Below are 12,704 nucleotides of genomic sequence, written 5' to 3'. Positions count from 1 at the left end.
GCCCCGGTGCGCGCCGAGCGCACCGGGGCCGTCGTCTGCCTGCTGCGTCAGGCACGTTCCGGGACGACGCCGTCCGGCTCGCCATCCAGTTCGTCCTCCTCGTCGAAGACCGAGCTCGCGTCGAATCGGCACACGACCAGTGCGGGATCGGCGTCGTCGAACGGTGTGCCGAGCCACTCCCCCGCATCGGGAAGCTCTTCCAGCGCCGAGACCCAGAGCGTGGAGTCCCCCTCCTCCAGGCCGAATTCCTTGTGCCGGGAGGCGATCTCGTCCGCCTCGTACTCACCGAAGATCACGCCCAGCGCGGCGTGCACACCCGCTCCGACGACCGGGGCGCCATCGCCCTCGCTCCCCTCGGGGTCGAGGTCCGCGAGACGCTGTGCCTGGGCCAGTAGCCGCGCGGGCTGCGCCACGGCGTAGTCACGCCTGATCAGCACGCTCAGCGCGTGCGGCTCCTCCGGGCCCGCGTAGGGCGGGAGCGGGTCGTCCGCACCCGGGATCTCGAAGGGGGTGACCTCGTCGTAGCGGTCGTAGAGGAATTCGTCGTACACCTCGGCCGCGGCGGCCAGTGCGTTGAACGCGTCGAAGACGGCGGGATCATCGTCCCCGGTACGGCGTTCGACGGCCTCGAGGTGGCGGTCGAGCGCGGCTTTTACCGCATCGGCGGCGGCGCGTACCTCGGCAGCGGTGGGCTGCGCAGCATCAGACATGGGACAGACGCTATCCGTACCGGGGGTCTGCCCGCACAATAGATGCGATGCCGGAATACGAATTTGTCGACGTGTACGTGCCGCGCGGGGTCTCCCGCAAGGATGCGGCCCGCCTCCTGACCGACCACGCCGAGTACGGACACTGGGAGCTGGACCGGCTGACGCTGCGCCGGGACGGGAGCCGTCGGGTGCGGCTCCGCCGCAGGATCATCCGCCAGCTCCGGCCCACCTGGTAGCGAGGAGCGGGTTCCGCATGCGCGGAACCCGCTCCTCGTGCCGGTCGTCGTGCCGGTGCCTAAGCGGCGCTGCGCGAACGCCGGTACAGGACGGTGCCGGCACCGGCGAGCATCATGCCGGCGCTCGCCGGGATCAGCAGGCCGAGGCCCCCTGCACCTGTGTGCGCGAGCTGCTCCCCCGGCACGAGCTGGGGCTCGGGAGCGTGGGGGACGTGCGGGGTGACCGGCTTCCCGGGGGTCTCCGGGACGACGGGGGGCGGGACTTCCTCGGTGACGTTCTCGCAGTCGTTCCCGAAGACCGGGTTGAGCAGTCCGCCGACGGTGACGCTGTTCCCGCAGAGGTTCACGGGGATCTCCACCGGCGCCTGCACCTGGTTGCCGGACAGGATTCCCGGCGAACCGGTCGTCTCCGCCTGCGCCGAGGTGCCGGAGGCCCGGTGCCTGCCGGTCCCCTCCTCGCTGTGACGCGTGTCCTGGTGGCCGGACGCCTCGCTGCCGGAACCGTGACCCGCCGTGGCGCCGCCGTCCTCGTGGTGCGAGGAACCGCGTGAGTGACCCCGCGAATGACCGGAATCAGAAGATCCGTTTTCGCAGTCGTTTCCGAACGTGGGATTGAGCAGACCACCGACGTCCACGGAGTTGCCGCACACGTTCACGGGGACGTCGATCGGGGCCTGGATCGAGTTCCCGGAGAGCACTCCGGGCGAGTTCGACGCAGCTCCGGCCGCACCCGCGTCCGCGTGTGCGTAGCCGCCACCGAGCGCGAGCACTCCGCCCGCCGCTGCCATGGTGATCAGGCCTTTACGTGTGACCTGTCGCATAGGTTGCTTTCCTGCCTTCTGCCTAACGAAATGCCCCGGCACGAGCGCGCGGGGCCGAATGCCCAGCGGCCCCGGAGTGCATGGGGCGCACTCCGGGGCCGACCGGACTCAAACCCTCACGGGTTGACGCGCATCGTCACGCGTTGACGCAGGTGTTGCCGAAGGCGGGGTTCAGCAGACCGATCACGGAGATCGTGTTGCCGCACACGTTCACCGGAACGTGAACCGGAACCTGGATGACGTTGCCCGAGAGCACGCCGGGGCTGCCGATGGCGGCACCCTGCGCACCGGCGTCGGCGGAAGCCATACCCGCACCAGCGAGCACGAGACCACCGGTAGCAGCCGCGATTGCGACGACCTTCTTGATCATTATTCCTCCTGTGTTGACAAGTGCGGTCCCAGCCGCGGACCGCATCACTTGTAACGAGGAGGGGGTGAGGGGGCTACGACTGCACGACCCCTTTCACCCTTTCCGGTGATGCCCGTACAGGCTGGCGAATTGAGTGGACCGCAGGGTCAGGAGCGGCCCGACGGCGGGGTCAGGAGTGGTCGATGAAGCGGTCGAGCACCCGCGCCCCGAAGGTCAGCCCCTCCACTGGAACCCGCTCGTCCACGCCGTGGAACATTCCGGCGAAGTCCAGCTCCGGCGGCAGTTTCAGCGGCGCGAACCCGAAGCAGCGGATGCCCAGGTCGTCGAAGGACTTCGCGTCGGTGCCGCCGGAGAGCATGTACGGCACCGCCCGCGCGATCGGGTCCTCCGCCTTGAGCGCGAGCTGGATCGCGTCCACCAGGGAGCCGTCGAAGCTGGTCTCCAGTGCCTTGTCGCCGTGCACGTCCTCGCGCTTCACCCGCGGCCCGAGGATGCGGTCGAGGTCGGCCAGGAACTCCTCCTCGTAACCCGGCAGGAAGCGCCCGTCGACGTGCGCGGTGGCCTGTCCGGGGATCACGTTCACCTTGTAGCCGGCGCCGAGCATGGTGGGGGCGGCGGAGTTGCGCAGGGTGGCGCCGACCATCTTGGCGATACCGCCCAGCTTGGCGAGCGTGGCCTCCATGTCCTCGGGGTCGAGCGGGGTGCCGAGTGCGTCGGACAGTTCGTCGAGGAAGGACCGCACGGTCTTGGTGACCCTGACCGGCCACTTGTGGCGGCCGAGCCGGCCGACGGCCTCGCAGAGTTCGGTGATCGCGTTGTCGTTGTTGGTCATCGAGCCGTGACCGGCGGTGCCGTCCACGGTGAGCCGCATCCAGTGCATGCCCTTCTGCGCGGTCTCCACCAGGTAGAGGCGCAGGTTCTCGTTGACGGTGAACGAGAAGCCGCCGACCTCACCGATCGCCTCGGTGACGCCGTCGAAGAGATCGCGGTGGTTGTCGACGAGGTGGCGCGCGCCGTACGTGCCTCCCGCCTCCTCGTCCGCGAGGAAGGCCAGCACGATGTCGCGCGGGGGCTTGCGGCCGCTGCGCATCCTGTCGCGTACGACGGCGAGGGTCATCGCGTCCATGTCCTTCATGTCGACCGCGCCGCGGCCCCACACGCACCCGTCCGCGATCTCCCCGGAGAACGGGTCGTGCGTCCAGTCTGCCGCGTTGGCCGGCACGACGTCGGTGTGCCCGTGGATCAGGAGTGCCGGCCTGGACGGGTCCTCCCCCTCGATCCGGGCCACGGTGGAGGCCCGGCCCTTGTGGGATTCGAAGATCTCGGGTTCGAGCCCGACCTCCGCGAGCTTCTCGGCGATGTACTCGGCGGCGGCCCGCTCACCGGGGCCCGAGTGGTCTCCGTAGTTGCTGGTGTCGATCCGGATCAGGTCGCGACAGAGGTCGACGACCTCGCTCTCGGCGCTCTCGCCGATGCCGGCCCGGGCCGTGCTGGTCTCGCTCACGCTGGTTCCTTCCACTGTCGCGGTGGTACTCCCTCCCATACTCCCGCGCCCGCGCCGCGCGCCCAAGGCCGCCCGGCGCTCGTCATGCGGCTTTCACGAGCCCCGGGGGCGTGATCGAGCACCCCTGAATGTTTGCTATGGTTTTCCACGTCGGAACGGGCGAGGCCCGGGACGACACACCCGGTCCGGGTGGCGGAATGGCAGACGCGCTAGCTTGAGGTGCTAGTGCCCTTTATCGGGCGTGGGGGTTCAAGTCCCCCCTCGGACACCAGCGGATAACCCCCAGGTCACCCTGGGGGTTTTCGCGTTTCCCGCACCACTCGCGCGCGGGACACTCCGGAGACAAGGACCGACGCGATGAGAGGACGGGCGAAAGCTCCTCCCGCCCCGCTTCCCCAGCACGCGGGCGTGGATCCCGTGCGGGTGAGGCTCCCGGCCGACCCGGAAGGGGCCTGGGCCACGGTCGGGGACCATCTGCTGGCGCGGTTCGCGGGGGCGGTCGGTGCCAGGCGCGTGACGGCGATGCTGGCCGGCGGCAGGTTCGTCGGGGCCGACGGCCGGGCCGTCGGGGCGGACGAGCCGTACACGGCCGGGCGATACCTCTGGTTCCACCGGGACTTCGCCCCGGAGGAGCCCGTGCCCTTCCCCGTGGGCGTGGTGCACCGCGACCAGCACCTGGTGATCGCGGACAAGCCGCACTTCCTCAGCACCACTCCGCGCGGCCGGCACATCACCGAGACCCTGGTCGCGCGCCTGCGCGACGAGCTGGGCCTGCCGGAGCTGCAGCCCGCGCACCGGCTCGACCGGCTGACGGCAGGCCTCGTGCTCTGTGTCGTACGGCCGGGCGAACGGGGCGCGTACCAGACGCTGTTCCGGGACCGGCTGGTGCGCAAGGAGTACGAGGCGGTGGCCCCCTACGACCCGGGGGTCGAACTCCCCCGGACGGTGCGCAGCAGGATCGTCAAGGAGCGCGGGGTCATCGCCGCGCGCGAGGAGCCGGGCGAGGAGAACAGCGAGAGCCGGGTCGAGCTGCTGGACCACAGGGACGGGCTCGGCAGGTACCGGCTGCTGCCCGCGACCGGACGTACGCACCAGTTGCGGGTCCACATGAACACGCTGGGGCTGCCGCTGGTGAACGACCCCGTCTATCCGGTCGTGGAGCCGGATCCGGCTCCCGGGGACTACGCGCGTCCGCTGCAGCTCCTCGCGAGGGTGCTGGAGTTCACCGACCCGCTCACGGGCGAGCCGCGCCGCTTCGAGAGCGGACTGCGGCTCGCCGCGTGGCCCGGCGGGGAGTGAGCGGCCCGTCAGTGGCCGCGGTTGATCCAGTCCTCCAGCTGTGGCGCCTCGTCGCCGATGGTGGTGGAGTCCCCGTGCCCGGTGCGGACGACGGTCTCCGGCGGAAGGGCGAGGAGCCGGTCCCTGATCGAGTCGATGATCGTCGGGAAGTGCGAGAAGGACCGGCCGGTGGCTCCCGGCCCGCCCTGGAAGAGGGTGTCGCCGGTGAAGACGGTGTTCAGCCCGGGGGCGTGGAGGCAGACGGCGCCGGGGGCGTGGCCCGGGGTGTGCAGGACCGTCAGGCGTTCGCCCGCGATCTCCAGCACCTGGCCGTCGGCGAGTTCGCCGTCGGGGGCACGGTCCGGGTGGGTCAGCTGCCACAGCGGCAGGTCGTCGGGGTGCAGCAGGATCTGCGCCCCGGTCGCGTCGGCCAGGGCGGGCGCCGCGTCGATGTGGTCGTTGTGCGCGTGGGTGCAGACGATGGCGCGCAGCGTGCGTCCGCCGAGCGCGGCCTGGATGGCGGCCGCGTCGTGGGCGGCGTCGATGACGACGGCCTCGGTGTCGTCGCCGACGATCCAGACGTTGTTGTCGACGTCCCATTCGCCGCCGTCGAGGGCGAAGGTGCCGGAGGTGACCAGGTGGTCGATGCGGGCGGTCATCAGAAGACCACCACCGAGCGCAGGACGTCGCCGTCGTGCATCCGGCCGAAGGCGTGCTCGATGTCGCCGAGCCCGATGGTCTCCGTGACGAAGGCGCCGAGGTCCAGGCGGCCCTGCTGGTGGAGGTCAATGAGCATGGGGAAGTCACGGGAGGGCAGACAGTCGCCGTACCAGGACGACTTGAGCGAGCCTCCGCGGCCGAACACGTCGAGGAGCGGGAGTTCGAGCTGCATCTCGGGCGTGGGGACGCCGACGAGGACGACGGTGCCGGCGAGGTCGCGGGCGTAGAAGGCCTGCTTGTACGTCTCCGGGCGGCCGACCGCCTCGATGACGACGTCGGCGCCGTTGCCTCCGGTCAGTGCCCGGATCGCCTCGACGGGGTCGCCCGAGCGGGAGTTGACGGTGTGGGTCGCGCCCATCTTCTTCGCCGTCTCCAGCTTGCGGTCGTCGATGTCGACCGCGATGATCTTCGCGGCTCCCGCGAGCCGGGCACCGGCGATCGCCGCGTCGCCGACGCCGCCGCAGCCGATGACGGCGACGGAGTCACCCCGTCCGACCTGGCCCGTGTTGATGGCGGCGCCCATTCCCGCCATGACGCCACAGCCGAGGAGGCCGGCGACGGCCGGCGAGACCTCGGGGTCGACCTTGGTGCACTGACCGGCGGCGACGAGGGTCTTCTCGGCGAAGGCTCCGATGCCGAGCGCCGGGGACAGCTCGGTGCCGTCCAGGAGGGTCATCTTCTGCTCGGCGTTGTGGGTGTTGAAGCAGTACCAGGGACGGCCGCGCAGACAGGCGCGGCACTGGCCGCACACGGCACGCCAGTTGAGGACGACGAAGTCACCGGGGGCGACGTCGGTGACGCCGTCGCCGACGGACTCCACCACGCCCGCCGCCTCGTGGCCGAGGAGGAAGGGGAAGTCGTCGTTGATCCCGCCCTGCTTGTAGTGCAGGTCGGTGTGGCAGACGCCGCACGCCTGGACCTTGACCACGGCCTCTCCGGGACCGGGGTCCGGCACGAGGATCGTCTCGATGCGGACGGGCTCGTTCCTGCCCGGTGCGATGACCCCTTGTACCTGCTGCGCCATGCCGTGGTCTCCCATCCCGACTGCCCCGTCTGCCCGAAGATCGAACCCGCCCACCGTACCCGGAGGCGGGCCCGCTCAAGGGGCCAGTACGTCCAGTTCGTGCAGCGCGCCCACGGCGATCTGCTTGGTCAGCCTCTCCGCGGCCGCCGCGTCGCCCTCGCGCACGGCTTCGGCGACCCGCACGTGGAGCGTGACCGCGGCGGGGTCGGGGTCATCGAACATCACCTGGTGGTGCGTACGGCCGGCGAGAACCTCGGCGACGACGTCGCCGAGGCGCGCGAACATCTCGTTGCCGGATGCGTTGAGCACGATGCGGTGGAAGGCGACGTCGTGCCGGAGGTAGCCCTCCAGTTGCCGGCCGCGCGAGGTGGCGACCATGCCGAGGGCGCACTCCGTGAGTTCCGCGCACTGTGCCGCCGTGGCGTTGCGCGCGGCGAGGCCCGCGGCGACGGGCTCCACCGCGGACCGCAGGACGGTGAGGGAGCGCAGTTGCCGGGGCCGGTCGGATCCGGCGAGGCGCCACCGGATGACCTGGGGGTCGTAGACGTTCCACTCCTCGGTGGGCCGCACGGTCACCCCGACCCGGCGCCGGGACTCGACCAGGTGCATGGATTCCAGGACCCGGACCACCTCGCGTACGACGGTGCGTGAGACGTCGAAGCGCTGGGCGAGTTCGTCGGTGCGCAGGATGCTGCCGGGCGGGCTGTCACCCGCCGCGATCTCGAGACCCAGGGTGTCCAGCACATGTGTATGCAGCCCCTGGCCCTGTGTGGTCATGCCCACCAGCCTACGGTGCCACCAGGACGCGAATAAGTACGACGTTTATGTCACAGGCTCTTGAATAAGTCGTATGTAATGGGTTTCAGTAGCGCGACGGACCGATGTCGACGGACCGATGTCGATGAAGACAGCGAGGCACCGATGAGAACCCCCCACGTCGTCGTGGTGATGGGCGTAGCAGGGACCGGCAAGACCACGATCGGCCCCCTGCTCGCCGACCGGCTCGGCGTTCCCTACGCCGAGGGCGACGACTTCCACCCGCCCGCCAACATCGCGAAGATGTCCGCGGGCACCCCGCTGGAGGACGACGACCGCTGGCCCTGGCTGGACGCGATCGGCCGGTGGGCGAACGGCCGGGCGGGGCTCGGCGGTGTCGTCAGCAGCTCCGCTCTCAAGCGCGTCTACCGCGACCGGCTGCGGGCCGAGGCGCCCGACGCCCTCTTCCTGCACCTGACGGGCGACCGGGCACTCGTCGAGCACCGCATGGCCGGCCGCAAGGGCCACTTCATGCCGACGGCACTGCTCGACTCCCAGTTCGCCACCCTGCAGCCCCTGCAGGAGGACGAGTCCGGCGTGTCGGTCGACGTGTCCGGAACTCCCGAGGAAATCACCGACCGGGCCGTCGCCGCGCTGCGCCGGCTCGAGAGCTAAGGATCATCACCGTGACAGATCTCAGCGCCGAGATGCTGGCAGCGGACGCCGTCGAACCCATCACTTCGGCCGGCAACGCGCAGCTGGGCATAGCCGTCCTGGCGGGCATAGCCGTCATCGTTCTGCTCATAACCAAGTTCAAGATGCACGCGTTCCTCGCGCTGACCATCGGCTCCCTGGCCCTCGGCTCCTTCGCCGGTGCCGATCCGGCGAAGACGATCGCGAGCTTCACCGCGGGGCTCGGTTCCACGGTCGCGGGTGTCGGCGTCCTCATCGCCCTCGGCGCCATCCTGGGCAAGCTGCTCGCCGACTCCGGCGGCGCCGACCAGATCGTCGACACGATCCTCGCGAAGGCGAGCCGCCGGGCCATGCCGTGGGCGATGGTCCTGATCGCGTCGATCATCGGGCTTCCGCTGTTCTTCGAGGTCGGAATCGTGCTGATGATTCCGGTGGTGCTGCTGGTCGCCAAGCGCGGCAACTTCTCCCTGATGAGGATCGGCATCCCCGCGCTCGCCGGTCTCTCCGTGATGCACGGACTGATCCCGCCGCACCCCGGCCCGCTGGTGGCGATCGACGCCCTCGGCGCCAACCTCGGTGTCACGCTGGCCCTCGGCGTGCTGGTGGCCGTACCGACCGTGATCATCGCAGGGCCGGTCTTCTCCCGCTACGCCGCCCGCTGGGTGGACATCGAGGCGCCGGAGAAGATGATCCCGCAGCGCCCCTCCGAGGATCTCGAGCGTCGCCCGAGCTTCGGCGCGACCCTGGCGACGATCCTGCTGCCCGTCGTGCTGATGCTGGCCAAGGCGCTCGTCGACATCGTGGTGGACGACCCCGAGAACCACGTCCAGCGGGTCACCGACGTCATCGGTTCGCCGCTGATCGCCCTGCTCGCGGCCGTCATCGTGGGCATGTTCACCCTGGGCCGCGCGGCCGGGTTCACCAAGGCCCGGCTCAGCGCCACCGTCGAGAAGTCACTCGCCCCGATCGCGGGCATCCTCCTGATCGTGGGCGCGGGCGGCGGCTTCAAGCAGACCCTCATCGACGCCGGTGTGGGCCGGATGATCCTGGAGTTCTCCGAGAACTGGTCGATACCGGCCCTGTTGCTCGGCTGGCTGATCGCCGTCGCGATCCGTCTGGCGACGGGTTCGGCGACGGTGGCCACCATCTCGGCGGCCGGCCTGGTCGCACCGCTGGCGGCCGGCATGTCGACCTCGCACGCGGCGCTGCTCGTCCTCGCGGTCGGCGCGGGTTCGCTCTTCTTCAGCCACGTCAACGACGCGGGGTTCTGGCTGGTGAAGGAGTACTTCGGGATGGACGTCCCGCAGACGCTCAAGACCTGGTCGGTGATGGAGACGATCATCTCCGTCGTCTCGATGGCCTTCATCCTGGTGCTGTCACTGGTGTTGTAGCCCTCTACTCGTCCGGCTCCTGCCACAGCGGGTGTTCGGACCGGGCCCAGGGGCGCTCGACCGACCCGGTGCGCATGCCACGGCGTGCCTCCGGGTCGGCGAGCGCCTTCGCCGTGTGCCCGGCGAGGACGATGCCGACCGCGAGTGCCAGCCAGTCGTGGACGAACGTCGCGCCCGTGCGCCACACCAGCGGCGCGAGCCCGGTGAACCACATCAGCAGGCCGGTACCGAGCATGACGAGCACGGCGCCCGCGATCCACGCGGCGTAGAGCTTCTGCCCGGCGTTGAACTTCCCGGCCGGGCGGGACCCGGGTGACCGGTCGCGGCGCAGCGCGGCCCGCAGCCACTGCCGGTCGTGCGGTCCGAAGCGGTTGAGCCGGGAGAGGTCGGCGCGCAGCGCGCGGGAGACGAGTCCCGCGAGCAGCGGTACGGGGGCGAGCAGCCCGGACCATTCGTGCACGGTGACCACGAGGTGCCGGCGGCCGACGAGTTCCGCGAACTGCGGGACGTACAGGCAGGCGGCCGTGGCGACGCAGAGCATTACCAGCCAGGCCGTGGTGCGGTGCACCCACCGCTCCGCGGTGCTGAACCGGCGCATCTTCGGCGGGGGTTCAGACGGTGGGGGTGTCGTCGCGGCCGTTGGACCGGCCGACCCAGGCGTCGACGTCATAACCGAGCTCCTCCCAGTATCCGGGGCGCACGGAATCGGTCACGGTGATCCCGGACAGCCATTTCGCCGACTTGTAGAAGTACATGGGGGCGACGTAGAGGCGCACCGGCCCGCCGTGGGCGTGGGCGAGCGGCTCGTCCTTCATGCGCAGGGCGACCAGGACGTCGGCGCGGCGGGCCTGTTCCAGGGTGAGGCTCTCGCTGTAGGCACCGTCGAAGCAGGTGAAGCGTACGGCCTTCGCCCCGGGCCGTACGCCCGCCGCGTCCAGCAGTGCCCGGAGGCCGACACCCTCGAACGGGGTCTTCGGTACCCGCCATCCCGTGACGCACTGGACGTCGCGGACGAGACGGGTCTGGGGCAGTGCCTTCAGGGAGTCGAGCGTGTACGTGGCCGGGCGGTCCACCATGCCGTCCACGGTGAGGCGGTAGTCGGCGGCTGTCTTCTCCGGTACGGAGGTGGTGACGGAGTAGTAGCGGAAGCCGCCGCCGTTGGGGAGCAGACCGGTGAGCCCGGTGGGGTCCTTGTCGGCGACGGCCCCCAGTCCGTTCTCCATCGCGCGCTGGAGGGAGGGGGCGGCGGCCACCCCGGCGACGCCGAGGCCGAGCATGGCCAGCACCAGGCGGCGGCCGAGGGGCGTGCCCGCGCCGTCCGCGTGGGGCGGTGGCCCGGATACGGGAGGGGGGCCGCCGGGGTCGGGAGTCTCACGTTTCACCGGCCCATTCGAACACCCGCGGCCGTCCCGTCACCAGGGGCCGCGGGCGCACGTCACGCTTCGGTAAGACAGGGGCGGTCAGCGCGGGCCCGCGGTCACGCCCTCCGATGCCTTCTCCAGCTGGAAGGCCTCGTTGCCGAGCCCGATCCTCGCGTGGACCTCCGGCCTGGTGCGGCGCAGCAGGGCCCCGTAGGCGAGGCCGGCGACGAGGGCGAGGACGATGACGCCGGGCAGCACCCAGTCGAGCACCGAGCCGGGGCCGGAACCGACCAGGACGTCGAAGTCCCGGACCGTGAAGACGGCGATGGCGAGGAGGGCGGCGCCGGCGAGTCCCGAGGCGACGAGGCGGGGTGCCTGGGCCCGGCCGGCTCCGCGGCGTACGAAGAACGCGATGACGGCGAAGGATGCCGCGGCCATCAGCACGATGACTCCGAGCGCGCCGACGTTGCCCATCCAGGTGAAGAGGTGCAGGACGGGCGCCGTGGGGTCGCCGACCGGGTGGTCGTCGGCGAGCGCGAAGGCCATCACGATGACGACGGAGACCGCGGACTGGAGCATGGATCCGGTGGCGGGCGCGCCGCTCGCCTTGCTGGTGCGGCCGAACCCCGCGGGCAGCAGTCCCTCACGGCCCATGGCGAACGCGTAGCGGGCGACCACGTTGTGGAAACTGAGCAGCGCGGCGAACATGCCGGTGACGAAGAGGACGTGCAGGACGTCGGTGAACGTGGCGCCGAGGCGCTCCTCGGTGAGGCCGAAGAGCATGCCCGGCCCGCGACGGCCGCGCACGCGAGCAGCGTGGTCGCGTCGGGGCTGCCCGGTTCGGCGAGCAGCCAGTCGCGGGCCCATCCGGCTGCGGACGGGACGGCGGCGAGGGTGAGGACGCGGTGCCCCCTCCGGTCCCAGTCGGTGCCCGTGGTGACCAGCAGGGAGCGGGCCCGTGTCCAGCGGCCCTGGGTGAACTGTCCGCGGACCTCGATGAGTTCGCCGTCGTCGAGCGCCGGGTCGAAGGTGTGGTCCGAGCGCCCGCTCCTGCGGCGGGAGCGGCCCAGGGGCGGCGGAGGCGGAGACATCCGCAGGCTTCCTTTTCCACTTCGACATGGCACCGGCGCATATCGATGCTGTGTGCGAGCAAACAATCGCGCACAGCAAAACGGTAGGCAACGCTCCAAGTCAAGGGGGACTTGGCCCAACTACGTTTAACTTAGAAGCAGTTGGCGGCCGAAGATGACAGGCTGACCCTTTCGCGCAGTTCGCGCCCCGGTCAGGGGAGCGGCGGGTGGGTGCGAGGTGACGCGTGCCACACTGCCGCCATGGAGAACCCTGAACCGCTCAAGCCCTTCCTCCTCGCATTCCCCGGCCCCCTGCGCGACCGGCTGGTGGCGGCGGTGCTCTCGGGCGTGAAGGTCTCGACCTCCGGCCTGCTCGCCGAGTACGAGGCGGAGGAGGAGGAGGAGGAGCTTCCGCCCGTGGGCGAGCGTTCCGCGCTCATCGACTCCGAGGGGCGGGAGGTCGCCGTCGTCGAACTGACGGAGGTACGGGTTCTGCCTCTGGGGTCGGTCGATGAGCGGCACGTGCGGGACGAGGCGGAAGGGCACGCCTCGGTCGCGGAGTGGCGGGCGGGGCACGAGGTGTTCTGGCACGGCGAGGAGGTGCGGGAAGCCCTCGGGGACCCGCTGTTCACCGTGGACGACGGGACGATGATCGTGGCCGAGCGGTTCCGGGTGGTGGAACGGCTGGTGTGACGGGCGCCCGGGCGGCCGTGGAGTGACTGGTGTGACGGGCGGCCGGTGTGGCGGGCGGCCGCGCACCGCCCGTCACA

At 70.8% G+C, this 12,704-nt stretch carries 14 protein-coding genes, 1 tRNA gene and 2 pseudogenes; 6 read left to right on the top strand and 11 right to left on the bottom strand.

Going from position 1 to position 12,704, the window contains the following annotated elements; all coding sequences use genetic code 11:
• Positions 1-47: 47 nt before the first annotated feature.
• Entirely contained in the window at positions 48-710 is a 663-nt protein-coding gene (locus ACFU5K_RS13835; RefSeq protein WP_384060354.1) for a hypothetical protein, read from the bottom strand.
• Positions 711-757: 47 nt separating this feature from the next.
• Between ACFU5K_RS13835 and ACFU5K_RS13830 the strand changes: the two genes are divergently transcribed.
• Positions 758-946: a DUF5703 family protein gene (locus tag ACFU5K_RS13830; RefSeq protein WP_327120259.1), complete on the top strand. Its 189-nt coding sequence runs from the start codon at positions 758-760 to the stop codon at positions 944-946.
• Between the two features lie 59 nt (positions 947-1,005).
• On the opposite strand, the gene ACFU5K_RS13825 is transcribed toward ACFU5K_RS13830, so the two are convergent.
• The 3 genes from ACFU5K_RS13825 to ACFU5K_RS13815 form a co-directional block, all read right to left on the bottom strand.
• On the bottom strand, positions 1,006-1,767 hold the full coding sequence (locus tag ACFU5K_RS13825) for a chaplin family protein (RefSeq protein ID WP_384060350.1): 762 nt from the start codon (positions 1,765-1,767) through the stop codon (positions 1,006-1,008).
• Between the two features lie 136 nt (positions 1,768-1,903).
• Complete coding sequence (gene chpH, locus ACFU5K_RS13820; RefSeq protein ID WP_073751329.1) at positions 1,904-2,137, bottom strand: chaplin ChpH; 234 nt, start codon at positions 2,135-2,137, stop codon at positions 1,904-1,906.
• 169 nt (positions 2,138-2,306) lie between these two features.
• Positions 2,307-3,641 carry a M20/M25/M40 family metallo-hydrolase gene (locus ACFU5K_RS13815; RefSeq protein ID WP_327120253.1) on the bottom strand — a complete coding sequence of 445 codons (1,335 nt, stop codon included), beginning with the start codon at positions 3,639-3,641 and terminating at the stop codon, positions 2,307-2,309.
• Between the two features lie 183 nt (positions 3,642-3,824).
• On the opposite strand from ACFU5K_RS13815, the gene ACFU5K_RS13810 reads away from it, so the two are divergent.
• Positions 3,825-3,912: transfer RNA gene (locus ACFU5K_RS13810), tRNA-Leu, on the top strand.
• A gap of 86 nt (positions 3,913-3,998) precedes the next feature.
• Positions 3,999-4,940 (top strand): pseudouridine synthase, encoded by a 942-nt coding sequence (locus ACFU5K_RS13805; protein WP_384060347.1) that lies wholly within the window; start codon positions 3,999-4,001, stop codon positions 4,938-4,940.
• An 8-nt stretch (positions 4,941-4,948) separates the two neighbouring features.
• On the opposite strand, the gene ACFU5K_RS13800 is transcribed toward ACFU5K_RS13805, so the two are convergent.
• The 3 genes from ACFU5K_RS13800 to ACFU5K_RS13790 all read right to left on the bottom strand — a co-directional run bounded on the left by ACFU5K_RS13800 (position 4,949) and on the right by ACFU5K_RS13790 (position 7,440).
• On the bottom strand, positions 4,949-5,578 hold the full coding sequence (locus ACFU5K_RS13800) for an MBL fold metallo-hydrolase (RefSeq protein WP_384060344.1): 630 nt from the start codon (positions 5,576-5,578) through the stop codon (positions 4,949-4,951).
• Positions 5,578-6,663 carry an S-(hydroxymethyl)mycothiol dehydrogenase gene (locus tag ACFU5K_RS13795; RefSeq protein ID WP_384060341.1) on the bottom strand — a complete coding sequence of 362 codons (1,086 nt, stop codon included), beginning with the start codon at positions 6,661-6,663 and terminating at the stop codon, positions 5,578-5,580. Before ACFU5K_RS13795 ends, ACFU5K_RS13800 begins: the two co-directional genes overlap by 1 nt.
• A gap of 75 nt (positions 6,664-6,738) precedes the next feature.
• Positions 6,739-7,440, bottom strand: coding sequence for a FadR/GntR family transcriptional regulator (locus ACFU5K_RS13790; protein ID WP_384060338.1), 702 nt, complete (start codon positions 7,438-7,440; stop codon positions 6,739-6,741).
• 144 nt (positions 7,441-7,584) lie between these two features.
• Between ACFU5K_RS13790 and ACFU5K_RS13785 the strand changes: the two genes are divergently transcribed.
• Both ACFU5K_RS13785 and ACFU5K_RS13780 read left to right on the top strand, forming a co-directional pair.
• Positions 7,585-8,094 carry a gluconokinase gene (locus ACFU5K_RS13785; protein ID WP_384060336.1) on the top strand — a complete coding sequence of 170 codons (510 nt, stop codon included), beginning with the start codon at positions 7,585-7,587 and terminating at the stop codon, positions 8,092-8,094.
• 11 nt (positions 8,095-8,105) lie between these two features.
• The gene (locus ACFU5K_RS13780; protein WP_384060333.1) at positions 8,106-9,503 is read left to right on the top strand and encodes a GntP family permease; all 1,398 of its coding nucleotides are present in this window, start codon (positions 8,106-8,108) and stop codon (positions 9,501-9,503) included.
• 4 nt (positions 9,504-9,507) lie between these two features.
• Here the strand turns inward: ACFU5K_RS13780 and ACFU5K_RS13775 are convergent, their stop codons facing one another.
• From ACFU5K_RS13775 to ACFU5K_RS13760, 4 genes and pseudogenes are all read right to left on the bottom strand, one after another.
• A complete protein-coding gene (locus tag ACFU5K_RS13775) occupies positions 9,508-10,101 on the bottom strand; it encodes a cytochrome b/b6 domain-containing protein (RefSeq protein ID WP_384060330.1) in 594 nt (197 codons plus the stop codon).
• A gap of 13 nt (positions 10,102-10,114) precedes the next feature.
• Positions 10,115-10,885, bottom strand: a complete 771-nt coding sequence (locus ACFU5K_RS13770; protein ID WP_384060327.1) for a molybdopterin-dependent oxidoreductase — start codon at positions 10,883-10,885, stop codon at positions 10,115-10,117.
• 78 nt (positions 10,886-10,963) lie between these two features.
• Positions 10,964-11,662 (bottom strand): annotated as a pseudogene (locus ACFU5K_RS13765) (amino acid permease); the annotation flags it as partial.
• Positions 11,658-11,955, bottom strand: a pseudogene (locus tag ACFU5K_RS13760) (hypothetical protein); the annotation flags it as partial. The pseudogenes ACFU5K_RS13765 and ACFU5K_RS13760, both read right to left, overlap by 5 nt.
• Positions 11,956-12,195: 240 nt before the next feature.
• Here ACFU5K_RS13760 and ACFU5K_RS13755 point away from each other — a divergent pair.
• Entirely contained in the window at positions 12,196-12,627 is a 432-nt protein-coding gene (locus ACFU5K_RS13755; RefSeq protein WP_384060325.1) for an ASCH domain-containing protein, read from the top strand.
• Positions 12,628-12,704 lie beyond the last annotated feature (77 nt).

It is taken from the genome of Streptomyces sp. NPDC057428 (assembly GCF_042803195.1).
Lineage (GTDB): Bacteria > Actinomycetota > Actinomycetes > Streptomycetales > Streptomycetaceae > Streptomyces.
Note: the sequence above shows the minus strand (reverse complement) of the source record. Positions and strands in the feature narration are given on the sequence as shown.